This window comes from Falsiroseomonas oleicola (assembly GCF_019029495.1).
Taxonomy (GTDB): Bacteria; Pseudomonadota; Alphaproteobacteria; order Acetobacterales; family Acetobacteraceae; genus Falsiroseomonas; species Falsiroseomonas oleicola.
Genome location: NZ_JAERQM010000003.1, coordinates 92,558 through 117,115, shown reverse-complemented (window position 1 = coordinate 117,115; position 24,558 = coordinate 92,558). Strand labels below are relative to the sequence as shown.

Here is a 24,558-nt window from a genome sequence, read left to right as displayed (position 1 = left end):
TGCTGTCTAGAGGTTTTCGATGACAGAGGATCGCCCTTGCGTCTGACCCAGTATTCCAACTTCACCCTGCGCACCCTGCAACTCGTGGCGCTCCGTGCGCCGGAGATCGTCACGGTCGATGACGTCGCCCGGGCGCATCGCATCTCCAAGGCGCATCTCGTGAAGGTCGCCGGCGAATTGGCGCGGCGTGGCTATATCGAAACCATCCGCGGCCGGCGTGGCGGCATGCGCCTGGCGCGGCCGGCCGATCAGATCACGGTGGGTGAGATCATCCGCTGGACGGAGGCGCCGCTCGAACTGGTGGAGTGCTTCAACGCCGAGACCAACACCTGTCCGCTGCTCGGCGTATGCCACCTCTCACGCGGCCTACACCGCGCAATGCGTGCATTTCTCTCGGTTCTGGACGACATGACCGTCGCCGACATCGCGCTGAACAAGAGTGCCTTGCTCGATCGCCTGGAGGGTCGGGGTCAGGCCGCCTCGGCGTTGCTGCCGGCCGGCGCGCAATAGAGGCGGTAGAGCGTCTCCAGGATCGCGGCGACCTCGGCGCTGGCCAGGCGGTAGTAGATCGTCTGGCCCTCCCGCCTGTTTTCGACCAGCCGCATGTCACGCATCCGGGCGAGGTGCTGCGACAGGGCGGACGGCGCCAGGCCGACACGTTCCGCGAGGTCGCCCACCGACTTCTCACCCTCGACAAGATGACAAAGCGCCATCAGCCGCTTGGCATTCGCCAGGGCCGCGAGCAGGCGTGCCGCGTCCTCCGCCTTGGGCTCCATGGGTCCGAAAGCATCACCTGGAATATCCATTTTCATCTTGACATATTAGAATATTCGCAGATATGAAGTGAATACCAATCCACCGGAGCGTCTCGTCATGGTCAATATCGGTTCACTCGATCGCGCCGCCCGCTTCGTGCTGGGCGCGGCGCTGCTGGCGGCCCCCTTCCTGCTGCCGGAGCTTTTCGCCCCGCTCGGCCAGTGGCGCTTTGCCGTCGCCGCGGTCGGTGCCGTGCTGTTCGGCACCGCGGTCTTCCGCATCTGCCCGGCCTACATGCTGTTCGGCATCCGCACCTGCGCGATCGGCAAGGCCTGACGTGACCGCCACCGACTTCACCCCGCTGGCCTCGCTGCTCGGCGGCGCCCTCATTGGTGTGTCGGCCGTCATGCTGATGGCCGCCCAGGGTCGTATCGCCGGCGTCAGCGGCATCGCGGTGCGACTGCTGCCGCCCTACGCCGATGGTGAACTCGTCGGGCGGTTCGCCTTCATTCTCGGCATCGTGGTGGCGCCGCTGGTGGTGATGTTGGCGACCGGGGCCGCGCCGGTGCAGACCATCGAGGCCGGGCCTGGGCTGCTCGTCGTGGCGGGCCTGCTGGTCGGCTTTGGCTCGGTCTGGGGCAATGGTTGCACCTCCGGCCATGGGGTCTGCGGGCTGTCGCGGCTGTCGCTGCGCTCGCTGGTCGCGACGCTCACCTTCATGGCGACCGCCATGCTGACCGTCTTCCTCACCCGACACCTGCTGTGAGGCCAGCCATGTCCATCCTGGTGCAATTCGCCATTGGCCTGGTCTTCGGCCTCGGCCTGGTCATCGCCGGCATGTCCGACCCGGCGAAGGTGCTGAACTTTCTCGACCTGGCCGCGATTCCGACCGGCGGTTGGGACCCCAGCCTCGCTTTCGTCCTGACGGGTGCCATCGCCGTCACCTTCATCGGCTTCAAGCTGGTGCTGCGGCGATCCCAGCCGATTTTCGGCGGCAAATTCCACCTGCCCACGGCGACCGGGATCGATGCACGCATCGTCGCGGGCCCCGCCATCTTCGGCGTGGGCTGGGGCCTTGCGGGCTTCTGCCCAGGCCCGGCCTTCACGGCACTGACCACCGGCGGCAACGCGGCACTGGGCTTTGTCCTGGCGATGCTTGTCGGAATGGCGGGTGCCCGCTGGCTCGCCAGCCGCCCTGCCAGGCTCTTTCCCGTCACGCCGCGCATCTGACGAACAAGAAACCCGAGAGGAAAGCATCATGAACGCCATCCCGCATCGCGTCGACCTGTCGGTGAAGCCGGACGTCACGGCCTTCTTCGATGCGCCGACCAACACCATCAGCTACGTCGTGAAGGACCCCACCTCGGCCGCCTGCGCCGTGGTCGATTCCGTCATGGACATCGACTACGCGGCGGGCCGCATCACGCATGGCTCGGCCGATGCGATCATCGCCCACATCAGGGCGCATGGCCTGAAGCTCGAATGGCTGATCGAGACGCATGTGCATGCCGACCATCTCTCCGCCGCGCCCTATATCCAGGGACAGCTCGGTGGCAGGATCGGCATCGGCGAGCGGATCACCGTGGTGCAGGACGTCTTCGGGAAAGTCTTCAACGAGGGCACCGAATTCCGGCGCGACGGCAGCCAGTTCGACCGCCTGTTCAAGGATGGCGATACCTACGCCATCGGCGGCATGACCGCCTTCGCGCTGCACACGCCGGGCCACACGCCGGCCTGCATGACCCATGTGATCGGCGATGCCGCTTTCGTCGGCGATACGCTGTTCATGCCCGATGGCGGCTCCGCCCGCGCTGACTTCCCCGGTGGTGACGCGCGCACGCTGTTCCGCTCGATCCATCGCGTGCTGTCACTGCCGCCCGAGACACGGTTGTTCATGTGCCACGACTACGGGCCGAACGGGCGCGACATCCAATGGGAGACCACCGTCGCCGAGGAACGTGCCCACAACATCCATGTGAAGGAAGGCGTCACCGAGGATGCGTTCGTCGCGATGCGGGAGGCGCGTGACGCCACGCTCGGCATGCCGCGGCTGATCCTGCCCTCGCTGCAGGTGAACATGCGCGCTGGTGCCCTGCCGCCGCCGGATGAGAGCGGCCGCGTCTTTCTCAAACTGCCCGTCAACGCCCTGTAAGACCTGCCGCCGCCGCGGCCAAAAAACTCCGGGAGAAGCAGCCATGCAGCCGAAGCGAATCAACCCGAGCCTCTCGGTATCGGAACAGATCCTGCCGGAGGCCCTGGCAGGCATCGCAGCGGCCGGGTTCCGATCCATCATCTGCAACCGGCCGGATGGCGAGGGCGCCGACCAGCCGGGCTTTGCGGAGATAGAGGCGGCGGCCGCGGCCGCCGGCCTGCAGGCGGCCTATCAGCCGGTGATCTCCGGCCAGGTGAAGGACAGCGACGCTGCGGCTTTCGGCGCGCTGTTCGCCAGTCTGCCCAAGCCGGTCTTCGCTTATTGCCGAACCGGCACCCGGTCCGCCACGCTGTGGTCGCTGGCGGAGGCCGCCCAGGGACGACCACTGCCGGAAATCCTCAGCGCCACCAAGGCGGCAGGCTATGACATGGGTGCCGTCGCACGCCGGATCGCCAATGGCGGGCGCACGCCCACCGACGTGGCTGACGCCACGCATACCGTGGTGATCGTCGGCGGCGGTGCGGCGGGCGTGTCGCTTGCCTCCAGCCTGAAGTCCCGCCAGCCCGGCCTCGACATCGCCATCATCGACCCGGCCGAAATCCACTACTACCAGCCGGGCTGGACCATGGTCGGCGGCGGCATCTTCGACCCTGCGACGACCGCCAAGACCATGGCCTCACTGATCCCGCCCGGCGTGCGCTGGATCAAGGCCGCGGTGGCGGCGTTCGAGCCGGAGAAGCGCGCTGTCATCCTCGATGGCTGCCGCGTCGTGAAGTACACGGCGCTGGTCGTGGCGCCCGGGCTCAAGCTGAACTGGGACGGCATCGAGGGTCTGTCCGAGACACTCGGCCGCAATGGCGTGACCTCCAACTACCGCTACGACCTCGCGCCCTATACCTGGGAATGCGTGCAGGGCTTGAAGTCCGGTCGCGCGATCTTCACCCAGCCGCCGATGCCGATCAAATGCGCCGGCGCGCCGCAGAAGGCGCTGTATCTTTCGGGGGATCACTGGCTGCGCAGCGGCCGGCTCAAGGACATCTCGATCGACTTCTACAATGCCGGCGCGGTGCTGTTCGGCGTGGCGGCCTATGTTCCCGCGCTGATGCGCTATATCGAGCGCTACAAGGCGCAGCTGCATTTCCAGCACACGCTGACGCGGGTCGATGGGCCGGCGCGGCGCGCCTGGTTCAGCCGCACCGAGGCCGATGGCTCGAAGACCATTGTCGAGACCGAGTTCGACCTGCTGCACGCCGTGCCGCCGCAGAAGGCGCCGGACTTCATCCGTGTCTCGCCGCTGGCGGATGCCGCCGGATGGGTCGATGTCGACCAGGCGACGCTGCGCCACAAGACGCTGCCTGGCGTCTATGGCCTCGGCGATGCCTGCAATGCGCCCAACGCCAAGACGGCGGCGGCCGCGCGCAAGCAGGCGCCGGTGGTGGCGCATAACCTGCTGAAGGATCTGGGCGCCACCGCCGAGGCCGATGCGCACTATGATGGCTACGGTTCCTGCCCGCTTACCGTCGAGCGCGGCAAAATCGTGCTTGCCGAATTCGGCTATGGCGGCAAGCTGCTGCCGAGCTTTCCGGCCTGGCTGATCGATGGCACCCAGCCCAGCCATCTCGCCTGGCTGCTCAAGGAGCGGATGCTGCCGCCGATCTACTGGCAGGCCATGTTGCGCGGCCGTGAGTGGATGGCCAAGCCGCAGATGGCGGCGTGAGATGAGCACGCGCCTGAAACGCCTGTTCCCCATCCTGGACTGGGCACCGCGCTACACGCGCGGCGAAGCGGTGAACGATCTGTTCGCCGCAGTCATCGTGACCATCATGCTGGTGCCGCAGAGCCTCGCCTACGCCATGCTGGCCGGCCTGCCGCCGGTGGTCGGGCTCTATGCCTCCATTCTGCCGCTGATCGCCTATGCCGTGTTTGGAACCAGTCGCACGCTTGCCGTGGGTCCGGTGGCCGTGGTGTCGTTGATGACAGCGGCGGCCCTGGCACCGATCGCGGCGCAGGGCACGGCCGCCTATCTCGCCGCGGCGGTCACGCTGGCCTTTCTGTCGGGGCTGATCCTGGTGGTGATGGCGATGCTGCGGCTGGGGTTCCTCGCGAACTTCCTCAGCCATCCGGTGATCTCGGGCTTCATCACGGCGTCGGGCATCCTGATCGCGGCCAGCCAGCTCAAGCATATCCTGGGCATCCATGCGGAGGGCGACACGCTGCCGCGCATCATCGAGGGGATTCTCGGCCGGATCACGGCAACCAACATCTTCACGCTGCTGATCGGGGTGTCATCGGTCGGCTTTCTGTTCTGGGTGCGCAAGCGGTTGAAGCCGCGCCTGGTTGCATTTGGCCTCAGGCCGCGGCTGGCCGATCTGCTGGCCAAGGCGGGGCCGCTCGCCGCCATCCTGGTCTCCATTCTCCTGGTCGCAGCCTTTGGCCTGGACCGGCAGGGTGTGAAGATCGTGGGCGAGATCCCCGCCGGCCTGCCGCCCTTCGCGTGGCCTGTATTCGATGGCGAGTTGTGGGTGCAGTTGCTGCCCGCTGCGCTGCTGATCAGCCTGGTGGGATTCGTGGAATCCGTCTCTGTCGCGCAGACACTGGCCGCGAAGCGGCGCCAGCGCATCGAGGCGAACCAGGAGCTTGTGGGCCTCGGCACCTCGAACATCGCCGCGGCGCTTTCGGGCGGTTATCCGGTGACGGGCGGCTTCGCACGCTCGGTGGTGAACTTCGATGCCGGCGCCGAAACGCCCCTGGCGGGTGCGATCACCGCCATCGGCATCCTGGCAGCCACGCTGTTCCTGACTCCGCTGTTCCGCTTGCTGCCGCAGGCGGTGCTGGCGGCCACCATCATCGTCGCTGTGCTGTCGCTGGTGGACCTGAAGGCGATACGGCGTACCTTCACCTATTCAAAGGCGGACTTCGCGGCGATGGCCGTGACCATCCTTCTGGTCCTTCTTGTCGGTGTGGAGGCCGGGATCGTGGCGGGCGTGGCATTGTCGCTGCTGTTGTTCCTGTGGCGCACCAGCACGCCGCACATGGCGATCGTCGGGCAGGTGCCCGGCACCGAGCATTTCCGCAATGTGGACCGGCACGCGGTGGTCACCGATCCGAGGATCCTGTCCCTGCGCGTGGATGAAAGCCTGTACTTCGCGAATGCGCGCGCTCTCGAGGACCGCATCTACGCAGAGGCGGCCGCGCGTCCCGCGTTGCGACATGTCATCCTCATGTGCCCGGCGGTGAACCTGATCGACGCCAGTGCGCTCGAAAGTCTGGAGGCTATCGCGGATCGCCTGCACGCGGCCGGTGTCGGCTTCCATTTGTCGGAGGTGAAGGGACCGGTGATGGATGCGCTGAAGCGCTCGGACTTCTTCGAGCATTTCAAGGGCCACGTGTTTCTCTCGCAGTTCGAGGCGGTGCGGCTTCTGGCTTCGGAGACGGGCGCGGCTGCTATCGCAGCCAACGGCGCATCCGTGGCGCCGGCGTGCCACAGGCTGGCACAACCGCTCTCGGCTGGCATTGTGACTCCCGGAGCAGGGTAGCTTCCGATGCCTCGTGGAAACCCCGCTGCACCGGGCCGCAGGCCTTCGCCCACCATCGTCAACGCCTGCCCGGCACGAAGGCGCTGGATGGCGGACCTCGTCCCGCAGGTCTTTCAGGCGGTCGCCATCGGCGTTTCGGTATTCACATGGTCGAGCGCGGTGAGGGCGTTGCGACAGATCAGCTCTGCTGCCCTGTCCGGACCACGCCGGTGGTGGATTCCTCGGCCGGAAACCAATGGGTCGTGCGATTGGCGAACCAGACGAGCGACAGCATCACCGGCACTTCCACCAGCACACCCACCACGGTGACGAGGGCCGCGATCGAATTCAGGCCAAACAGCCCGATGGCCACCGCCACTGCCAGTTCGAAGAAGTTCGAAGTGCCGATCATGGCGCAGGGTGCCGCCACCTTGTGCGGAACGCGCCACGCCTTGGCGGCCCAATAGGCCACGGCGAACATGCCGTAGGACTGGATCAGCAGCGGTATGGCGATCATCGCGATCACCAGGGGTTGGCTGACGAGCACCTCGCCCTGGAAGCCGAACAGCAGCACCACCGTCGCCAGCAGCCCCACGACGGAGAAAGGCTTGATCCTGGCTGTGAAGGCGGCAACCGCCGCCTCGGCCTGGCCAGGGTTCGCGGCGCCCCGCGTCATCCGCGCCCGCGTCAGCACACCCGCCGCCAGCGGGATGACGACGTAGAGCACCACCGACAGCACCAGCGTCTCCCACGGCACGACGATGTCGGTCACGCCCAGCAGAAGCGCAACGATGGGTGCGTAGGCGAACACCATCACCGCATCGTTGAGCGACACCTGCGCCAGCGTATAGTTCGGATCGCCCTTCGTCATCTGGGACCAGACGAAGACCATGGCCGTACAGGGCGCCGTGCCCAGCAGGATCATGCCGGCGATGTACTGCCCGGCGGTGCCCGGTTCGATGAAGGGCGCGAAGATCCACTCGAAGAACAGCAGGCCGAGCGCGGCCATGGTGAAGGGCTTGATCAGCCAGTTCACGACAAGCGTGATGATCATCCCCTTGGGACGTTCATGCACACGGGCCAGTGCGCGAAAGTCCACCGCCACCATCATGGGATAGACCATGAACCAGATCAGGACAGCGACGACGAGGTTGACCGAGCCGTATTGCAGGCTGGCCAGAAACGCGACGAGACCCGGCACGAGCTGGCCCAGCGCCACGCCGGCCAGGATGGCCAGCGCGACCCAGATCGAGAGATAGCGTTCGAATGCGGACATCTTGTTCTTCACCTACTCTTGTCGGATTTCAGCAGCGGCATTTCGATGATCCTCGCCGTCGTGTTCCCGCATCAAAGCGCTGATCGCGCCATTCGCCACGAACCCGGCCGCTTTCGGTGCAGATCGGCGCCGCAGATGCCAGTCGCCCAGCCCATGGGCGGGCCACAGATGGCGTGTGCTGTCATCTGTTGGTCTTCTTTGGGATGCAGCCCTGGGGCGTGTAGCAACACGCCGCCTCCTCCCCGACGGCGCGTGACGCGATAGCGCCGATGAGGCCCCGCAGCGGGACCAGCACGGACGGGTCGAGCGAGTAGCAGATGCGGGGATGTTCGATCGTGCCGACCACCAGACCCGAGGCCTTCAGGATGCGCAGATGTTCGGAGACGGTGGACTGGGCGAGGCCGACCTCGTCCACGATGTCACCGCCGATGCATCCCGGCCGGGATAGCAGGAAGGCGATGATCCTCACCCGCGCCGGGTGCGCCAGCGCCTTGGCCACCGCGGCGATCGCATCGGCTTCGGCGGCGGGCACGGCTGTCTTGTTGGCGCGGTCGAGCAGGGCCGGTCACTTTCGTATATCGTCGAATGCCGATGTGAAAGGTGCCGGTCAGGATTGCAAGGGGTGTCCTCGGCGACCCGCGGCCAGGTTCCGCCAGACGATGCCTTTGAAAGGGATCCCTGCACATGAGCTCGACAGGTCGAGCAGGGGCGCATCGACTGCGCCGGCGCCTGCAGACCGAATTGGCCGTGTTGCGGCGTAGCCTCGCCATCCCGATCCTGCTGGTGACGCACGACCTGGAGGAGGCACTGGCGCTGGCCGACCGCATGGTGGTGATGCATCGCGGTCGCGGGTTCCGGCATCGTGCTGCATCGCCGGGGCCGAACCTCCGCCGGTGAACGCGAAAACCCCGTCCCGGCGCGCGTGGTGGACCTGCTGCCGATGGGGGGAGGAGGCGCGCGTCACGCTCGATGTCGGCGATGCCGCGGGCGGCACGCTTGGCTTCTCGATGCCGTTGCACGCGGCGCTGCGCAACGGCCTGGCGGCCGGGGAGGACTGCACCGTCTCTCTGCTGCGAGAGGCGATCCACATCATGTCCGCCGGCTGTCGGTGAAATCCCTGTCATCGGGGCGCTGTGGCCCCGGCCCAGGCGATGATGCGCCCTGCCGACATGGCGCCGGCCTGGCGCGAGACCTCCTGCCCGTCCGCGAACAGGGCGAGGGTCGGAATGCTGCGGATTGCCAATTCGCCCGCCAGGCCCGGCGCCTCCTCGGTCGAGACCTTGACCAGGCGTATCCGCGGCTCCAGGGCCGCCGCTGCCGCCTCGAAGGCCGGCGCCATGGCGCGGCAGGGGCCGCACCAGGACGCCCAGAAATCGACCAGCAGCGGGATGCCGCTGAGGCGCAGATGCCGGCGGAAGCGATCCTCCGACAGCGCCACCGGCTTGCCCGTGAAGAGGGGCGATTTGCAGGCGCCGCAACGTGGCGCCTCCCCCAGCCGCGCCTTCGGCACGCGATTGATCGCATCGCAATGCGGGCAGAGGATCTGCGTCGTCTCCGTCATGGTCGTGGCGTTGTTCTCCCCATGCTCTCCGCGCGGCTTTGGCGTGGCGCCGGTCCTGGTCGGGTCACGAGCCCTCGCCGCGGGCGCCTTCCTGCACAGGGGCCTTCATATGGGCGCGGATCGCCACCTCCCGTCGTCGCTGCACTTCCAGCGACGCCATCTGCAGGCTCACCTCGGCCGCGTGGCGCGTGGCCAGAACCGAGCGCGCCGGCGCCAGCAACATGTTCAACTCCATGCCGAAACCGGATTGCACCATCAGCATGGCGAGACGCTCGGGCAGCCCCGTGCTCGAGCCCTCCGCGCTGAGAAGCCCGCTCAACTGGCTGTCGGTCTCGAACAACAGGTTGGTGTTCCAGGCCAGGGGCACGAAGCCTGTCGCCTCGCACAGCGCGGGAATGACACCGGGCGACAGCATGTGCAGATGCTGCGGGTAGTTCACCCAGGGATTGGCCGTGAAGCCGCGCAACACCGACCCGGCATACATCGCGTTGGGCACGCTCACGAAGACCAGCCCCTCCGGCGCCAGCGCCTGTCGTGCCAGGCGAAGGGCCTGCACCAGCTTCGGATCATGCTCCAGCACATGGAGCGTGTAGATCAGGTCGACCGGTGTCTTCAGGCTGTTGAGGGCGGTGATGTTGTCGCCGGCTTCCAGGGTCATGTTGCCCTTGACGGTCCGGCCTTCCGCCACCGCATTGGCATTGATGTCGAAGCCACAGGCGGCGATGCCGCGCCGCGACATTTCCTGGACCAGCCCCCCATAGGCGCAACCCAGCTCGACGCTGTTGCGCGGCATTCGGCCCGCGAAATGCTGCGCGGCGGCCAGGATGCGGTCCGCATGGTAGCGGTTCTTGCCCGGCTCGTAGTCGGTCTCCACCGTGTAATAGATCGTGGAGCTCTGCTGGTAGGTGTTGAGATAGTAGGCTTCCAGCTCATCTGGCGGCGGCGCCTCGAAATACACGTAGCCGCTGGCGCGATCGGCTTGGGCGACCACCTCGCGGCCATTGAGGTGCATAGTGACCTTGCGGCCGAACTCGACCAGATCCTCCGCGTCGACGTTCAACGGCTTCACCTCGGCTGACATGTTGCGCCGCGCAAGCTAGCAGAGCCGTTGGTGCTCTGCCGGGCGGGCGCATCACTATCCTGTGCGAAGTCGCCGATCATTCTGGCAAACCATCGACAACTCGCGTTGAAGTGAGTGGGAAATGCCCTCTGTTATCACGAGTGGATCACGTCTACCGGCGCGGCGTGATTGCGTAACTCCCGGACGATGCTTGCCGGGGAAGGGCGCTGCCCGCTAGGTCACGCGACGTGACTGCAAGGTGTTTCGTCCCCCATGCGCCCCTCCGATCCCGGCCCCGCGCCCTTCGCCTCGATGGAGGAGGCACAGCGCCTGGCCCCCTTGATCCTCGCGCTGTATCGCGCGGGCCTGGATCGCGCGCCCGATGCGGTGGGCCTGGCGGGGCTGGTGGCGGCGCTGCGGCGGGGCATGGGGTGGGACCAGGCGGCCGCCGGCATCCTGGAGTCGACGGAATTCCGCCAGCATGCGCCGCAGGGTCTGCGCGACGAGCTGGCACGGCAGGCCGCCGCGGCCGGCGTCAGCCCCGCCGAAGCGCTGGTGCGGCGCGCCCGGCAGGCCGTGGCGGCGCAGGCACGGCCGCTCTTCGCCCAGCTTTTTCCGCAAGGCGCGAAGCTGGACGATGCCGCCGCCTATCGCCTCTGGATCGAGGCCTATGGCACGCTGTCCGGGCAGGACGAGCAGGCGATCCGCGCGCGGCTCGGGCAGGGGCCGCGCGTTTCCGTCTGCCTGACGCTGGGCGACGGACCGGTGCTGCCGGCGCTGCACAGCATTCGCGCCTTGCATGCGCAGATCCATGCGGACTGGCAGCTCTGCCTCGCCGTGCCGCCGGGGCGCGACGCGGCCCTGCAGGACGCACTGCGGCGCGCGGGGCTAGAGGCCGTGCAGCCGGTGGGCACGACGCTGGACCAGGCGATCGCGGCGGCGACGGGCGCGTTCCTGACCGTGCTGGACCCCGGCGACGCCCTGGCGCCGGAGGCACTGGCGGAACTCGCGCTGGCCCTGCGACAGGAACCCGATCTCGACATGGTCTTCGCCGATGAGGACAGTATCGGCGCCGGCGGCCTGCGCGCCGCGCCGCGCTTCAAGCCGGGCTGGAGCCCGGAGCCGCTGCGGGTGATGGATTCCGTGGGCCGCCCGGCCTTCCTGCGCCGGTCGCGCATGACCGCAACCGGCACGCCGCTGGAGATGATCCGCCAGGTGGCGCTCGGCCGGCCCGAAGCGGTGCGCCACATCCCCGCCGTGCTGCTGCACCGCGCCGCGCCGGCACCGCTGGAAACGCGCACCGTGCCCGCTGCGTTCACCGGCCCGGCGCCGCTGGTCTCCATCATCATCCCGACGCGCGATCGCGCCGACCTGCTCGGCCCCTGCATCGAGGGCATCCTGCACCGCACCGATCATCAGGCCCTGGAAATCCTGCTGGTCGATACCGGCAGCACGGAGGATGACGCGCTGGCCCTGCTGCGACGGCTGGAGGCCGAGCCGCGCATCCGCCTCCTGCACCGCCCCGGCCCCTTCAACTGGTCTGCCACCAACAACCAGGCGGTGACCGAGTCCAAGGGCGAGGTGTTGCTGTTCCTCAACAACGACACGCTGGTGACGCAGCCCGGCTGGCTCGGCGAACTGGCCGGGCAGGCCAGGCGGCCCGGCATCGGCGTCGTCGGCGCCCGGCTGCTCTACCCCGATGGCCGCTTGCAGCATGGTGGCGTGGCGCTGGGGCCGGAGGGCCGCGCGACGCATATCCAGCGCTTCGCCGCCGGCACCGACCCTGGCTATCTCAGCCAACTGGCCGTGGTCCGCGATGTCGGCGCTGTCACCGGCGCCTGCATGGCCATGTCGCGCGCGGCGTTCGACGCCCTGGGCGGTTTCGAGGCGGAGCACCTGACCCTCGAATGGTCCGACATCGAGATCTGCATCCGCGCCCGCGCCCATGGCTACCGCGTGCTGTACACGCCGCATGCGGAACTGCTGCACCTGGAATCCGCGACCCGCGCCGATGCCGGATCCGCCGAGCGCATCGCGCGCTTCCAGCGCGAGCAGGGCTGGGTGATGCAGCGCTGGCCGGCGGCGATGCGGCACGACCCCTTCCTCAATCCGAACCTATTGGCGACGGACGACGACATCGTCCTCGCCCCGGCGCCGCGTATGGCGCGGTCCTGGTGCGCGGGCGGTTAGTACGACGGCAGTGAATCGCGGTTCGCCGCCTGTGCCGGGGCGCCTGGCGCGGCTCCCGGCCATGCCGACCGCGTCGGCCCGCTTCGCCGCTGCCGCGCGGGCCTGCTGCTGCCTGGCGAGCGCAAGAGCATTGCGCCCATGGCCGCACCGGGGCGAACCACCCGCAGCCTGCCTCGCTGCCCGCGCAGCCAGGTCGCACCAGCACCACCCAGGGCACGACCCTTCCGTCCGCCTATCGCCTTCGGTATGACGGCATCGGATTCGGTCCTGAAGGCCTGAATCCAGGCGCCTGCCTTGTGCACATGCGTGGTATCCGTATCGAACACAATTCTCCGCCATGGCTCTCAGCGATCCCCACCAGAGACGAGACGTCCATTGACCCGCCTCCTCGGGCATCCCGCGCGCCTTGTCCCGATAGCCTTCCTGCTGACTATCCTGCTGGGCACGGGGTTGCTCATGCTGCCTCAGGCCAGCGCCTCCGGGGACACGACCGGATTTCTCGCTGCGCTTTTCACGGCCACCTCGGCCGTTTGCGTCACCGGCCTCGTCGTCGTGGACACCGCGGCCCACTGGTCGGGGTTCGGCCGAACGGTGATCCTGGTGCTGTTTCAGGTGGGCGGCTTCGGAATCATGAGTGGCGCCACACTGCTCGGGATGGTCGTCGCGCGGCGGCTGAGCCTCGGCACGCGATTGGTGGCGCAGGCGGAAACACGCAGCCTCGCGCTGGGCGACATCGGGGCCGTGCTCAGGCTGGTCCTTCTCACGACGATCACGGTCGAATCCGCCGTTGCCCTGGGCCTCGCGATCCGGTTGCGCCTCGCACTCGACATGCCCTGGACGGATGCCGCCTGGCACGGGCTCTTCCACGCCGTCTCGGCGTTCAACAATGCGGGCTTCTCGACCTTCTCGGACAGCCTTGTCGGCTTTGCGCGCGATCCAGTCATCCTCGGGCTGATCGCCGCCGCGGTCATCATCGGTGGCATCGGCTTCCCCGTCCTGTTCGACCTGAAGCGTGACCCCCGCCGGCCGTCCCGCTGGACCTTGCACACCAAGCTCACACTGCTCGGCACGGCGATCCTGCTTCCGACTGGCTTCCTCGTCGTGCTTCTCTACGAATGGACCAACCCTGCGACCCTTGCTGGCCTTCCGGTGTTCGACAGCGCGACGAACGCAATGTTCCACTCGGTCATGCTGCGGACCGCGGGCTTCAACGCCCTCGATGTAGGGCAGATGCGCGACGAGACGCTCGCGGTGAGCTACGCGTTGATGCTGATTGGCGGCGGCAGCGCCGGCACCGCGGGTGGCATCAAGGTGACCACCTTCATCCTGCTGGGCCTGGTTGTCTGGTCAGTTGCGCGTGGGGAGGCGGACACCACCGCCTTCGGCCGACGCGTCCCGCCGGAGGTCCAACGCCAGGCACTGAGCGTGGTGCTGCTCGCCGTGGGCCTCATCGGGCTGGCGACCCTGCTGCTGCTCAGCCTGACCGATTTCCATCTGCGCGACGTGATCTTCGAGGTCGTCTCGGCCTTCGCGACCGTCGGCCTCTCCACCGGGATCACGGCACAGCTGCCGCCGGTCGGACAACTCGTCATCATCGTGCTGATGTTCGTCGGCCGCGTCGGCACCATCACGGTCGCCACCGCGCTCGCCCTGCGCGGCCGGCAATCCCCCTTCCGCTATCCAGAGGAGCGCCCCATCGTTGGCTAGGCAACCATCCGACGACGCCGTCGTGGTTATCGGGCTCGGGCGCTTCGGCGGCGCTGTCGCCCAGTCCCTGGCCGAACTCGGCCACGAGGTGCTCGGCATCGATGAGAGCGCCGAGATCGTACAATCCTGGGCCCAACGGCTGACCCATGTCGTGCAGGCGGATACCACGGACAGCGAGACGCTGCGCCGACTCGGGGTGCAGGACTTCCCGCGCGCTGTGGTTGGGATCGGGACCGACATCGAGGCCAGCGTTCTCACGGTGCTTGCTCTGACCGAGCTCGGCATTGCGGATATCTGGGCCAAAGCGCTCGGCCCGAAGCACGGCCGTATCCTGGAGCGCACTGGTGCGCATCATGTCATTTATCCCGAGGCGGAAATGGGCCGGCGCGTGGCTCATCTCGTTGCGAGCAAGATGATCGACTTCATGGAACTCGATGACGGGGTAGCGATCGGCAAGACGCGCGTACCGGTGACCGAGGCAGGCAGGACGCTGGCCGAATGCGCCCTGCGCAAGCGCTACGGCGTCACCGTCGTTGGCGTGAAGCGGCCCGGACGCGAGTTCGTGCACGCAACGCCCGAGACCGTGCTGGAGGCAGGCGACCTGCTGGTGATCTCCGGCACGACGAGGCAGGTCGAGGCGTTCGCCGCGGTGACCTGAACCGGAGGCCGCGGCGGCCTTTACGTCCCCCTTACGGCCAGCGCCTCGCTTCCCAATCGCGCCCTTACGCGCCCTGCAACCACTATCCCTCCGAGTCGGGCCCTCATTGCCCGGCGAGGAGCACCCATGCTGGACATTCTTCTCCTGACCCTCGGCCTCGGCGCCTTTGCGCTGATGGCACTCCACGTCGCCGCCTGCGCCAGGGTCTGACGCCGCCATGCTGGACCTCATCCTCGGCAGCGCCGTCGCGGCGGGCCTGCTTGGCTATCTCCTGTGGGCGCTGCTGCGTCCGGAGGATCTGTGATGACCCTCATCGGCTGGGCGCAGATCGCCTTCGTCCTCGCCCTCGTCGTCACCACCGCCGTGCCGCTGGGCCGCTACACGGCGGCTGTGGCCGATGGGCGCCTTGGCTTCCTGCGGCCTGTCGAGGCCGGGCTGTACCGCGCGGCCGGCGTGGACCCGGCGCAGGGCATGGGCTGGCAGCGCTACGTGCTGGCCATGCTGGCGCTGAACGCGGCGGGGTTCCTGCTGCTCTATGCGCTGCTGCGCGCCCAGGCCTGGCTGCCGCTGAATCCGGCGGGCCTGCCCGGCCTCTCGCCCTGGCTCGCCTTCAACACCGCCATCAGCTTCGTCACCAACACCAACTGGCAGGCCTATAGCGGCGAGACGTCCATGTCCCACCTGTCGCAGATGGCCGGGCTGGCGGTGCAGAACTTTCTCTCGGCCGCGACGGGCATCGCGCTCGCGCTCGCGCTCACGCGCGCGCTGGCGGCGGGCGGCGTGCAGGCGCTGGGGAACTTCTGGGCGGACCTGGTACGCATCACGCTCTACCTGCTGCTGCCGCTGGCCTTGCTGCTGGGCCTGCTGCTGGTGGCGCAGGGCGTGCCGCAGACGCTCTCGGCCGGCGCCACCCTCGACGGCGGCGCGGTGCTGCCCCTCGGCCCCGCCGCCTTCCAGATCGCCATCAAGCAGCTCGGCACCAATGGCGGCGGCTTCTTCGGCGTGAACGCGGCGCATCCCTTCGAGAATCCAACGGCCATCACCAACCTGCTGCAGCTCTGGGCCATCCTCGCCATTCCCTTCGCGCTGACGCTGACCTTCGGCCGCATGGTGGGCGACATGCGGCAGGGCTGGGCGCTGTTCGCGGTGATGATGCTCTTCGTCGTCGCCGGCACGGCCATCACCTATGCCGCCGAGGCGGCGGGCAACCCGCTGCACATCCTGGCCGGCCTCGACCCTGCCGATGGCAACATGGAGGGCAAGGAGGTGCGGCACGGCATCGCGCTGTCCGCGCTCTGGGCGGTCGCCACCACCGGCGCCTCCAATGGCAGCGTGAACGCCATGCATGACAGCTTCACGCCGCTCGGCGGGCTGGTGCCGATGTTCCTGATCCAGCTGGGCGAGGTGCTGCCCGGCGGCGTCGGCTCGGGGCTGTATGGCATGCTGGTCTTCGTGCTGCTGGCGGTGTTCATCGCCGGGCTGATGGTGGGGCGCACGCCCGAATATCTCGGCAAGAAGATCCAGGCACGCGAGGTGAAGCTCGCCATGCTGGCGGTGCTCGTGGTGCCGGTCTGTGTGCTGGGCTTCAGCGCGGTGGCCGCGATGCTGCCTGTGGCACTCGCCAGCGTGCAGGATGCCGGGCCGCATGGGCTGTCCGAGATCCTCTACGCCTATTCCTCGGCCGCGGGGAACAACGGCTCGGCCTTCGCGGGTTTCGGGGCGGACACGCCCTACATGAACACCACGCTCGGCATCGCCATGCTGCTCGGCCGCTACGCCATCATCGTGCCGGTGCTGGCCATCGCGGGCAGCCTGGCGGGCAAGCCGCGCGCGCCCGCTTCCGCCGGCAGCTTTCCGACGCATGGGCCGCTCTTCGTCGGGCTGCTCTGCGGCGTGATCCTGATCCTGGGCGGGCTGCAATTCCTGCCCGCGCTCTTCCTCGGACCCATCGCGGAGCATTTCGCGCTGATGGCCGGCCAGACCTTCTGAGGCACCTGACATGAACACCCTGACGGAAGCGCCCAGTCCTGAAGCAAGGGGCCGGCCGATCCTGGCCCGCGCCCTGCGCGACGCGGTGCTGAAGCTCAACCCCGCGCATCTCATCCGCAACCCGGTGATCTTCGTGACGGAGGTGGTCTCCATCCTCGTCACGCTGCTCGCCATCCTCGCGGCCTGGCGTGGCGAGGCCTGGGGCTTCCAGGCCGGCATCGCCGCCTGGCTGTGGCTCACCGTGCTGTTCGCCACCTTTGCCGAGGCCATCGCCGAGGGCCGTGGCCGGGCGCGCGCCGAAAGCCTGCGCCGGTCGCGCGGCGAGGCGCGTGCCAAGCTGCTGGCGCGCGCGGGCGACCGCACCCAGTGGCAGGACCGCTCGGCGGCCGAGCTTCGCGAGGGCGACCTCATCCTCGTCGAGGCCGGCGACCTCATCCCCGCCGATGGCGAGGCCATCGAAGGCATCGCCAGCGTGAACGAGGCCGCCGTCACCGGCGAAAGTGCGCCCGTCATCCGCGAATCCGGTGGCGACCGCAGCGCGGTCACGGGCGGCACCACGCTGGTCTCGGACTGGCTGGTGGTGCGCGTCACCGCCGCCCCCGGCAACAGCTTCATGGACCGGATGATCGCGCTGGTGGAAGGCGCCTCCCGCCAGAAGACGCCGAACGAGATCGCGCTCGACATCCTGCTGGCCGGCATGACGATCGTGTTCCTGATCGCGGTCGCGACCATCGTCGGCCTGGCCAGCTTCCACGCCACGTCGCCCTCCGTGCCGGTTCTGGCCGCGCTGCTGGTCACGCTGATCCCGACCACCATCGGCGGGCTGCTCTCGGCCATCGGCATTGCGGGCATGGACCGGCTGGTGCGCTTCAACGTGGTGGCCACCTCCGGCCGCGCGGTGGAGGCGGCGGGCGATGTGGATGTGCTGCTGCTGGACAAGACCGGCACCATCACGCTGGGCAACCGCCAGGCCGCCAGCTTCATCCCGGCCCCCGGCGTGACCGAGCGCGACCTGGCGGAGGCGGCCGTCCTGGCCTCGCTGGCCGACGAGACGCCGGAGGGCCGCTCCATCCTGGTTCTGGCACGCGATAGGCACGGCGTGGCGGCGGAGGCGGTGCCGGACGGCGCCACCATCATCCCCTTCACCGCGCAGACCCGCGTCTCGGGCCTCGACCTGCCCGGGCGCGGCAGCTTCCGCAAGGCGGCGGCCGACCGCATGGCGGCCGAGACCCCGCCCACCCTGGCCGAAGCCGTGGCCCGCATCGCCCGCGCCGGCGCCACGCCGCTGGTGGTGGCGCGCGACGGCCAGGTGCTGGGCGCCATCGCGCTGAAGGACATCATCAAGCCGGGCATCCGCGCGCGGTTCGATGCGCTGCGACGCATGGGCATCCGCACCGTCATGGTCACCGGCGACAATCGGCTGACCGCTGCCGCCATCGCCGCCGAGGCGGGCGTGGACGACTTCCTGGCCGAGGCCACGCCGGAGGACAAGCTCGGCTACATCCGCCGCGCCCAGGCCGAGGGCCGCCTGGTCGCCATGGCCGGCGACGGCACCAACGATGCGCCGGCGCTGGCCCAGGCGGATGTGGGCCTCGCCATGCAGACCGGCACCCAGGCGGCGCGCGAGGCCGGCAACATGGTGGACCTCGACAGCGACCCCACGAAGCTGATCGAGGTGGTGGAGATCGGCAAGCAGCTGCTCATCACCCGCGGCGCGCTGACCACCTTCTCCATCGCCAACGACGTGGCGAAGTACTTCGCCATCCTGCCCGCCATCTTCGTCGCGCAGTATCCGGGGCTGGCGGCGCTGAACGTGATGGGCCTCACCAGCCCTGAATCCGCCATCCTCTCTGCCGTCATCTTCAACGCGCTGATCATCGTGGCGCTGGTGCCGTTGGCGCTGCGCGGCGTGGGCCGATCCGGGCTGGGCGCCGCGGCGCTGCTGCGGCGGAACCTGCTGGTCTACGGGCTGGGGGGGCTGGTGGTGCCCTTTCTCGGCATCAAGGCCATCGACCTGTGTCTCACCTTGCTGGGGATCGTCTGAACCATGTGGAACCTGCTTCGTCCCGCCCTGGTGATGCTGGGCGGCTTCACCCTGCTGCTCGGGCTGATCGTGCCCTTGGGCTTCACCGGCGTCGCGCAGGCGCTGTTTCCGCAGGCGGCCAATGGCAGCCTGATCGTCCAGGAGGGGCGCGTGGTCGGCTCCGACCTCATCGCCCGGCGCATGGAAGGGCCCGCATGGTTCCAGCCACGCGCCTCCGGCAGCGACACGGGCGCCGCACCCAGCAACCTCGGCCCCACCAGCGCCGCGCTGCTGGAGGCGGTGCGTGCGCGGGCGGAGGGGCAACGCGATGTGCCGGCGGATGCCGCCACGGCCTCGGGCTCCGGCCTCGACCCGCATGTCAGCCCGGCGAACGCCGCGCGGCAGGCCGCATGGGTCGCCGAGGCGCGCGGCCTGCCGCGTGCGCAGGTGGAGGCGCTGGTGGACCGCCACACGGAAGGTCGCCTGCTGGGCTTCCTGGGTGAACCGCGCGTGAACGTGCTGCGCCTGAACCTCGCCTTGGGTGCGCCGTGACGGCCCGCTAGAACGGCTTCATGAGCAACCCCCGCGACCCGGACCGCCCGGACCCCGACGCGCTGCTGGCCCTGGCCGCGCGGGAGGGGCGCGGGCGCCTCAAGGTGTTCCTCGGCGCCGCACCCGGCGTGGGCAAGACGCACGAAATGCTGGCCGAGGCCCGCCGCCGCCAGGCCGGCGGTGCCGATGTGCTGGCCGGCATCATCGAGACCCATGGTCGCGCCGAGACCATCGCCCAGATCGGCGACCTGCCCATCCTGCCCCGCGCCCGGCTGGACCATCGCGGCCAGGTGCTGGCGGAGTTCGACCTCGACGCCGCGCTGGCCCGCCGCCCGCAGATCCTGCTGCTGGACGAACTCGCCCACAGCAACGCCCCCGGCAGCCGCCACCCCAAGCGCTGGCAGGATGTGGAGGAGCTGCGCGACGCCGGCATCGAGGTCTGGACCACGATGAACGTCCAGCACCTGGAAAGCCTGTCGGACGCCGTGGCGCGCATCGCCGGCGTCCGCGTGGCGGAGACGGTGCCCGACGCCGTGCTGGCCGGCGCCGACGCGGTGGAGCTCATCGACATCCCGCCCGCCGAACTGCTGGAGCGCATGCGCCAGGGCAAGATCTACCAGCCCGACCAGGCGGCGCGCGCCATGCGCGGCTTCTTCCGGGAGGGCAACCTGGCCGCCCTGCGCGAGATGGCGCTGCGCCGCACCGCCGAGCGCGTGGATGCCGACGTCACCGGCTACATGCGCGCCAATGCCATCGCCGGGCCATGGCCGGCCGGGGACCGCGTGCTGGCCCTGGTCGGCGCCGATGCCTCGGCCGAGACGGTGGTGCGCCAGGGCCGCCGCATCGCCGATGCGCTGCGCGCGCCGCTGGTGGTGCTGCATGTGGAACGGCCGGGCATGGTGGATGCGACCGACCCCGCGCCGATGCTGCGCCTGGCCGAGGAGCTGGGCGCCGAGGTGGAGACCGTGGTGGCGACCGACCTGCCCGCCACCATCCTGGCCCAGGCGCGGGCGCGCAACGCCTCGCACATCGTCATCGGGCGGGGGCAGCCGGGTTTCTGGCGGCGCTGGCTGGGGCGGACGCTTTCGGCAACGCTCGCGCGGCGCGCCACCGACTTCACGCTGCACATCGTGCCAGGGCCGGCCGGCAAAGGGCGCGCGGTGCCCGCCGCCCCGGGCGCGCTGCCGCCCTGGCTGGGATGGCTGGCGGTTCCGTGCGCCATCGCCCTGGTGGTCACGCTGGGGCATGCCGCGGAGGGGCTGTTGCCCGAGCGCACGCTGGGCATGGTGTTTCTCGCCGTGGTCGTGGCGCTGGCGGCGCTGCTGGGGCCGTGGCACGCGGCGGCGGGGGCCTTGCTGGGCTTCCTCGCCTGGAATTTCTTCTTCCTGGAGCCACGCTACACGCTGGAGCTCATCGACGGTGCGGACCTCGTGGGCCTCGGCGCCTTCGCTGCGGTGGCGCTTCTGCTGGCCGGCACGACGGGTCGGCTGGGGCGCTCGGTGCGCACGGCGCGGGCGCGCATGCTGGCGCTGCGCCGGCTGGTGGAGTTCAGCCGTCGCCTGGGCGGGCCGGGCGGTCTGCCGGACCTGCTGCCCGCCGTGGCGGAGGAAGCCACGCGGGTGGCCGGCGCGCCCAGCGCGGTGGTGATGCCGCTGGAGCCATTGCTGCCGGGCGCCGCGCCGGAGCCCGTGGTGCGGGCCGCCATGCCGGTGACGATGGAACTGGACGAGACGGCGATGGCCGCCGCGCGCTGGGCGCTGGCGCAGGGGCGCCCCGCGGGCCGCGACACGGACACCCTGCCCACGGCCCCCTGGCAGTTCCGCCCCATGCGCACCGCGCGTGGCGTGGTGGGCCTGGTGGGCGTGAAGCTTGGTGACCGGGCGGAGCCCCTGGCAGGCGAGACGGACAAGGCCCTGACGGCCCTGCTGGACCAGGCGGCGGTCGCCATCGAACGCGCGCAGCTGATGGAACGCGAGGCCCGCGGCGCCGCCCGCGCCGAGACCGAGCAACTGCGCACGGCGCTGCTGACCTCCCTCGGCCATGATCTCCGCACGCCCTTGACCTCCATCCGCGGCGCACTCGGCACGCTGCGGGCCTCGGGTGACGCGCTGCCCGCGGAGACCCGCGCCGACCTTCTGCTGGCGGCAGAGGAGGAAGCGGTGCGGCTGTCGCGCTACCTGTCGAACATCCTCGACATGGTGCGGATCGAGCATGGCCAGGTGACGCCGCGGCGCGAGGCGGTGGACATCGCGGAGGCGCTGGAGGTGGCCGTGGGGCGGGCGCGGCGCGCGACGGGGCGCGAGATCGGCGTCCTGGTGGCGGAACGCCTCCCCGAGCCCCGGCTGGACCCGGCGCTGCTGGACCAGATCCTGGGCAATGTCCTGGACAACGCGCTGAAGTTCTCGGAAGGGCCGGTGCGCGTCGCGGCGCGGCGGGACGGGCACGAGGTCGCCATTGCGGTGGAGGATGATGGGATGGGCATTGCCACCGAGGACCTGCACCGCGTCTTCGACCCCTTCTTCCGGGTGACGCGCACCGATCGCGTGGCCGCCGGGACCGGGCTGGGCCTCGCCATCTGCCGCGGCCTGGCGCAGGCCATGGGCGGGCGGATGGCGGCGGAAAGCCCCATTCACCCCGCGGGCGGCGGCACGCGCATCACGCTGCGTTTTCCGGCATGACCGGGCGGGATACTGGACGGGATACTGGGCGCATTCTCGTCGTGGATGACGAGCCGCAGATCCATCGCTTCCTCAAGCCGGCGCTGGAGGCCGCCGGCCTCGCGGTGCTGCGCGCCGACACGGCGGCCGAGGCGCTGCGCCTGGCCGCGACCCAGGCGCCGGACCTCATCCTGCTGGATCTCGGCCTGCCCGACATGGATGGACAGGAGGCATTGGTCCGGCTGCGCGCCTTCAGCGCCGTGCCGGTCATCATCGTCTCCGCCCGCGCGCGTGAGGCGGAGAAGGTGCAGGCGCTGGATGCCGGCGCCGATGACTATGTGGAAAAGCCCTTTGCCCTGGCCGAGCTGCTGGCCCGCATCCGGGCCGCGCTGCGGCGCGTGGCGCCACCCGGGACGAAGCAGGAGACCGTGCGGCGCTTCGGGCCGCTGGAGGTCGATCTGGCGCGCCGCACCGCGCGCCTCGATGGGCATGACCCGTTGCGCCTGACGCCGCGCGAATGGGCGTTGCTGGCGGCACTGGCACGGGCGGGGGATGGCCGCGTCGTGACCCAGCGCCACCTGCTGGCCACCGTCTGGGGCGCGGCCCATCTGGAGGACACGCAATATCTGCGCGTCTACGTCGCGCAGCTGCGCCAGAAGCTGGGGGATGCCGCGTCGCTCATCCGCACGGAGCCGGGCGTGGGGTATCGGTTTGGCGATGCGCTGTGACGTCGTTCGAGAACGGCACTCCCCCTCCTCGCGAGAGACAGTCTGGAATCACGCCGAGAGCCGCATCGATCTGATTCGGTGATGAGGCGGATGGAAGGGGCGGAGGGATGCGTGGGGCGGATCGACGTCAGCCCTCCCCGGACCTCATCACAGGCCACGCCGCCAAAAGGTCAGCAAGGCCGCCAATCCCGAAGCGAATTTCCGCAGCCTGCTAGCGCCGCTTCGCGCGCCCCAGACGCATCAACAGTTCTTCCCAGCGCGGCATCAGCGTTGCCGGGCTGTAGAGCCGCGCCTGGCGCAGGCCGGTATCGCCGAGCTGCGCGAGAAAGCCCTCGCGCGCCGGCAATTCGGAAAATTGCGCGATCAGCTCGGCCATGGCTTCCGCGCTGTAGGGGTCGAAATATTCCGCACCCGCGCCATAGACCCAGCGATGCACCGGGATGTCGGAGGCGATGACGGGCGTGCCGCAGGCCATGGATTCGACGCCCGAATAATCGAAGCCCTCCGCCCGGCTCGGGCTGACCACGCAATGCGCCGCGGAATACAGCCGGCGCAGCTCCGGCAACGGCACGGCCGAGAGGTGATGCGCCGCGCCACGCTTCACCAGCGCCTTCAGCGCCGCCATCTCCGCCTCCGAGCGCCAGCCGGGATTGGCGACGACGACCAGCCGCATCGGCACCTGGCTCATCTGCTGCGCCATCTCGAAGGCCTCGAACAGCTTCATGTAGTTCTTGCGCGGCTCCAGCGTGGAGACCGCCATCACCAGCCGCGTGCCTTCCGCCGGCGGGGCTGTGGCGCCGGTCTTGGGGCTCGCACGCCGCGCCAGGATCTCCTGCACCATCGGCCAGGAGATCGGCTCCGGCCGGAAGTCGGAGGAGAGCAGCGCAGGGATGGTGAGGATGCGCGGCTCGGCTTCCGGGAACAGTTTCAGCACATCCTCCCGCACCGGCTCCGAATCACAGACGAAGGTGGCGCCGGCGGCGATGTTGCGGGCCATCATCCGGCCGTGGGAGGTGGCATGCGGCCAGGGATCGCCGATGGTGTGCGGGCTGGTCAGCGGCAGCGCATCGTAATAGCGCACGACCATCTGGGTGCTGGCCGGAACCTGGTAGGGCGAGACGCTGGCGGCGAAAAACAGGTCCCAGCCCTTGCTGTCCAGCTTCTTCGCGAAGGGTTTTGGCAGCATCGCCAGATGCCGCGCATTCTCATGCCCCAGCTCTGTGGCGAAGAACTGCGCCTTGCCGATGATGCCGCGGCGGTCGGGCGGCAGGGTTTTGTCGAACAGCTTGGTCCAGAGGTAGTCCTCGAACATCTCGCGATCGATCGGCCGGTCCAGCATCTCCGGCCGGTGCGCGGTGACCAGGGCGGAGAAGGGATACAGCACCCGGTCCCGCAGCCGCCCCGGCAGCAGGCGCATCAGCAGGGGCAGCGGGTGCCGGCGGCTGTCCTGGGCGATGATCATCCGCGTCTGCTGCATCACGTTTTCGTAGGCAGAGCGCGGCGCCTTCTCGCGTGGCGCGCGGTGATGGATGCCGGAAGCCAGGCCCGCCAGGGCACGGAACGGCATCTCCGTGAAATGCGCGAAAAGCAGCCGCAATTCCTGAGGGATACCGGCGAATCCCTCATAGCAGTTGCGCAGATCCACGAGCATCGAAGGGGAGGCATCCGGGCCCCGGCTATCCATCGCACCATCCACAACCAAGCCGCCTCCGACTGTCCGGGGGCGCGTGGCCT

24 protein-coding genes are annotated in these 24,558 nt (G+C 69.3%); 18 read left to right on the top strand and 6 right to left on the bottom strand.

Going from position 1 to position 24,558, the window contains the following annotated elements:
- The first annotated feature begins 36 nt into the window (after window positions 1-36).
- The gene (locus JJQ90_RS11365; protein ID WP_216875473.1) at window positions 37-510 is read left to right on the top strand and encodes an RrF2 family transcriptional regulator; all 474 of its coding nucleotides are present in this window, start codon (window positions 37-39) and stop codon (window positions 508-510) included.
- Here the strand turns inward: JJQ90_RS11365 and JJQ90_RS11360 are convergent.
- Window positions 471-776 carry an ArsR/SmtB family transcription factor gene (locus tag JJQ90_RS11360; protein WP_216875471.1) on the bottom strand — a complete coding sequence of 102 codons (306 nt, stop codon included), beginning with the start codon at window positions 774-776 and terminating at the stop codon, window positions 471-473. The genes JJQ90_RS11365 and JJQ90_RS11360 overlap by 40 nt on opposite strands.
- Window positions 777-873: 97 nt before the next feature.
- On the opposite strand from JJQ90_RS11360, the gene JJQ90_RS11355 reads away from it, so the two are divergent.
- Genes JJQ90_RS11355 through JJQ90_RS11330 form a run of 6 tightly spaced genes read left to right on the top strand, consistent with a single transcriptional unit; the run spans window position 874 to window position 6,444 of the window.
- Window positions 874-1,092, top strand: a complete 219-nt coding sequence (locus tag JJQ90_RS11355) for a YgaP family membrane protein (RefSeq protein WP_216875469.1) — start codon at window positions 874-876, stop codon at window positions 1,090-1,092.
- 1 nt (window position 1,093) lies between these two features.
- Window positions 1,094-1,522 (top strand): YeeE/YedE family protein, encoded by a 429-nt coding sequence (locus JJQ90_RS11350; RefSeq protein ID WP_329959431.1) that lies wholly within the window; start codon window positions 1,094-1,096, stop codon window positions 1,520-1,522.
- Window positions 1,523-1,530: 8 nt separating this feature from the next.
- Window positions 1,531-1,986: a DUF6691 family protein gene (locus JJQ90_RS11345; protein ID WP_216875467.1), complete on the top strand. Its 456-nt coding sequence runs from the start codon at window positions 1,531-1,533 to the stop codon at window positions 1,984-1,986.
- A gap of 28 nt (window positions 1,987-2,014) precedes the next feature.
- Window positions 2,015-2,908 (top strand): MBL fold metallo-hydrolase, encoded by an 894-nt coding sequence (locus JJQ90_RS11340; protein ID WP_216875465.1) that lies wholly within the window; start codon window positions 2,015-2,017, stop codon window positions 2,906-2,908.
- A 43-nt stretch (window positions 2,909-2,951) separates the two neighbouring features.
- Window positions 2,952-4,625 (top strand): bifunctional protein tyrosine phosphatase family protein/NAD(P)/FAD-dependent oxidoreductase, encoded by a 1,674-nt coding sequence (locus tag JJQ90_RS11335; protein ID WP_216875463.1) that lies wholly within the window; start codon window positions 2,952-2,954, stop codon window positions 4,623-4,625.
- 1 nt (window position 4,626) lies between these two features.
- The gene (locus tag JJQ90_RS11330; protein WP_216875461.1) at window positions 4,627-6,444 is read left to right on the top strand and encodes a SulP family inorganic anion transporter; all 1,818 of its coding nucleotides are present in this window, start codon (window positions 4,627-4,629) and stop codon (window positions 6,442-6,444) included.
- Window positions 6,445-6,622: 178 nt separating this feature from the next.
- Here JJQ90_RS11330 and arsB read toward each other — a convergent pair whose 3' ends face one another.
- Together arsB and JJQ90_RS11320 are read right to left on the bottom strand one after the other, a co-directional pair.
- On the bottom strand, window positions 6,623-7,699 hold the full coding sequence (gene arsB, locus JJQ90_RS11325; RefSeq protein ID WP_216875459.1) for an ACR3 family arsenite efflux transporter: 1,077 nt from the start codon (window positions 7,697-7,699) through the stop codon (window positions 6,623-6,625).
- Window positions 7,700-7,880: 181 nt separating this feature from the next.
- Complete coding sequence (locus JJQ90_RS11320) at window positions 7,881-8,231, bottom strand: ArsR/SmtB family transcription factor (protein WP_329959430.1); 351 nt, start codon at window positions 8,229-8,231, stop codon at window positions 7,881-7,883.
- Window positions 8,232-8,383: 152 nt separating this feature from the next.
- On the opposite strand from JJQ90_RS11320, the gene JJQ90_RS11315 reads away from it, so the two are divergent.
- A complete protein-coding gene (locus JJQ90_RS11315) occupies window positions 8,384-8,596 on the top strand; it encodes a hypothetical protein (protein WP_216875457.1) in 213 nt (70 codons plus the stop codon).
- A complete protein-coding gene (locus tag JJQ90_RS11310; protein WP_216875455.1) occupies window positions 8,593-8,811 on the top strand; it encodes a hypothetical protein in 219 nt (72 codons plus the stop codon). Before JJQ90_RS11315 ends, JJQ90_RS11310 begins: the two co-directional genes overlap by 4 nt.
- Window positions 8,812-8,819: 8 nt before the next feature.
- Here JJQ90_RS11310 and trxC read toward each other — a convergent pair whose 3' ends face one another.
- Complete coding sequence (gene trxC, locus JJQ90_RS11305) at window positions 8,820-9,260, bottom strand: thioredoxin TrxC (protein ID WP_216875453.1); 441 nt, start codon at window positions 9,258-9,260, stop codon at window positions 8,820-8,822.
- A 64-nt stretch (window positions 9,261-9,324) separates the two neighbouring features.
- On the bottom strand, window positions 9,325-10,320 hold the full coding sequence (locus JJQ90_RS11300) for a class I SAM-dependent methyltransferase (RefSeq protein ID WP_216875450.1): 996 nt from the start codon (window positions 10,318-10,320) through the stop codon (window positions 9,325-9,327).
- Window positions 10,321-10,593: 273 nt separating this feature from the next.
- On the opposite strand from JJQ90_RS11300, the gene JJQ90_RS11295 reads away from it, so the two are divergent.
- From JJQ90_RS11295 to JJQ90_RS11255, 9 genes are all read left to right on the top strand, one after another.
- A complete protein-coding gene (locus tag JJQ90_RS11295; RefSeq protein WP_216875448.1) occupies window positions 10,594-12,510 on the top strand; it encodes a glycosyltransferase family 2 protein in 1,917 nt (638 codons plus the stop codon).
- Between the two features lie 375 nt (window positions 12,511-12,885).
- On the top strand, window positions 12,886-14,217 hold the full coding sequence (locus JJQ90_RS11290; RefSeq protein WP_216875446.1) for a TrkH family potassium uptake protein: 1,332 nt from the start codon (window positions 12,886-12,888) through the stop codon (window positions 14,215-14,217).
- A 22-nt stretch (window positions 14,218-14,239) separates the two neighbouring features.
- Entirely contained in the window at window positions 14,240-14,875 is a 636-nt protein-coding gene (locus tag JJQ90_RS11285; protein WP_329959429.1) for a potassium channel family protein, read from the top strand.
- Window positions 14,876-15,092: 217 nt separating this feature from the next.
- On the top strand, window positions 15,093-15,179 hold the full coding sequence (gene kdpF / locus JJQ90_RS27630; protein ID WP_216876279.1) for a K(+)-transporting ATPase subunit F: 87 nt from the start codon (window positions 15,093-15,095) through the stop codon (window positions 15,177-15,179).
- Window positions 15,179-16,864 (top strand): potassium-transporting ATPase subunit KdpA, encoded by a 1,686-nt coding sequence (gene kdpA, locus JJQ90_RS11275; protein ID WP_216875442.1) that lies wholly within the window; start codon window positions 15,179-15,181, stop codon window positions 16,862-16,864. Before kdpF ends, kdpA begins: the two co-directional genes overlap by 1 nt.
- Before the next feature lie 10 nt (window positions 16,865-16,874).
- Window positions 16,875-18,908: a potassium-transporting ATPase subunit KdpB gene (gene kdpB, locus JJQ90_RS11270; protein WP_216875439.1), complete on the top strand. Its 2,034-nt coding sequence runs from the start codon at window positions 16,875-16,877 to the stop codon at window positions 18,906-18,908.
- A 3-nt stretch (window positions 18,909-18,911) separates the two neighbouring features.
- Window positions 18,912-19,439: a K(+)-transporting ATPase subunit C gene (gene kdpC / locus JJQ90_RS11265; protein ID WP_216875437.1), complete on the top strand. Its 528-nt coding sequence runs from the start codon at window positions 18,912-18,914 to the stop codon at window positions 19,437-19,439.
- 20 nt (window positions 19,440-19,459) lie between these two features.
- Window positions 19,460-22,117, top strand: coding sequence for a sensor histidine kinase (locus JJQ90_RS27285; protein ID WP_216875435.1), 2,658 nt, complete (start codon window positions 19,460-19,462; stop codon window positions 22,115-22,117).
- Between the two features lie 41 nt (window positions 22,118-22,158).
- Window positions 22,159-22,824 (top strand): response regulator, encoded by a 666-nt coding sequence (locus JJQ90_RS11255; RefSeq protein ID WP_457851884.1) that lies wholly within the window; start codon window positions 22,159-22,161, stop codon window positions 22,822-22,824.
- Window positions 22,825-23,035: 211 nt separating this feature from the next.
- On the opposite strand, the gene JJQ90_RS11250 is transcribed toward JJQ90_RS11255, so the two are convergent.
- Window positions 23,036-24,508, bottom strand: coding sequence for a glycosyltransferase family 4 protein (locus JJQ90_RS11250; RefSeq protein ID WP_216875431.1), 1,473 nt, complete (start codon window positions 24,506-24,508; stop codon window positions 23,036-23,038).
- Window positions 24,509-24,558 lie beyond the last annotated feature (50 nt).

What these genes read in the sequence shown, in the direction of transcription:
- trxC (WP_216875453.1), bottom strand. Translation starts at nt 9,260, where the DNA reads ATGACGGAGACGACGCAGATCCTCTGCCCGCATTGCGATGCGATCAAT.
- JJQ90_RS11355 (WP_216875469.1), top strand. Translation starts at nt 874, where the DNA reads ATGGTCAATATCGGTTCACTCGATCGCGCCGCCCGCTTCGTGCTGGGC.
- JJQ90_RS11335 (WP_216875463.1), top strand. Translation starts at nt 2,952, where the DNA reads ATGCAGCCGAAGCGAATCAACCCGAGCCTCTCGGTATCGGAACAGATC.
- JJQ90_RS11250 (WP_216875431.1), bottom strand. Translation starts at nt 24,508, where the DNA reads ATGGATAGCCGGGGCCCGGATGCCTCCCCTTCGATGCTCGTGGATCTG.
- JJQ90_RS11295 (WP_216875448.1), top strand. Translation starts at nt 10,594, where the DNA reads ATGCGCCCCTCCGATCCCGGCCCCGCGCCCTTCGCCTCGATGGAGGAG.
- JJQ90_RS11345 (WP_216875467.1), top strand. Translation starts at nt 1,531, where the DNA reads ATGTCCATCCTGGTGCAATTCGCCATTGGCCTGGTCTTCGGCCTCGGC.
- JJQ90_RS27285 (WP_216875435.1), top strand. Translation starts at nt 19,460, where the DNA reads ATGAGCAACCCCCGCGACCCGGACCGCCCGGACCCCGACGCGCTGCTG.
- kdpB (WP_216875439.1), top strand. Translation starts at nt 16,875, where the DNA reads ATGAACACCCTGACGGAAGCGCCCAGTCCTGAAGCAAGGGGCCGGCCG.
- kdpC (WP_216875437.1), top strand. Translation starts at nt 18,912, where the DNA reads ATGTGGAACCTGCTTCGTCCCGCCCTGGTGATGCTGGGCGGCTTCACC.
- JJQ90_RS11360 (WP_216875471.1), bottom strand. Translation starts at nt 776, where the DNA reads ATGGAGCCCAAGGCGGAGGACGCGGCACGCCTGCTCGCGGCCCTGGCG.
- JJQ90_RS11340 (WP_216875465.1), top strand. Translation starts at nt 2,015, where the DNA reads ATGAACGCCATCCCGCATCGCGTCGACCTGTCGGTGAAGCCGGACGTC.
- kdpF (WP_216876279.1), top strand. Translation starts at nt 15,093, where the DNA reads ATGCTGGACCTCATCCTCGGCAGCGCCGTCGCGGCGGGCCTGCTTGGC.
- JJQ90_RS11315 (WP_216875457.1), top strand. Translation starts at nt 8,384, where the DNA reads ATGAGCTCGACAGGTCGAGCAGGGGCGCATCGACTGCGCCGGCGCCTG.
- JJQ90_RS11330 (WP_216875461.1), top strand. Translation starts at nt 4,627, where the DNA reads ATGAGCACGCGCCTGAAACGCCTGTTCCCCATCCTGGACTGGGCACCG.
- arsB (WP_216875459.1), bottom strand. Translation starts at nt 7,699, where the DNA reads ATGTCCGCATTCGAACGCTATCTCTCGATCTGGGTCGCGCTGGCCATC.
- kdpA (WP_216875442.1), top strand. Translation starts at nt 15,179, where the DNA reads ATGACCCTCATCGGCTGGGCGCAGATCGCCTTCGTCCTCGCCCTCGTC.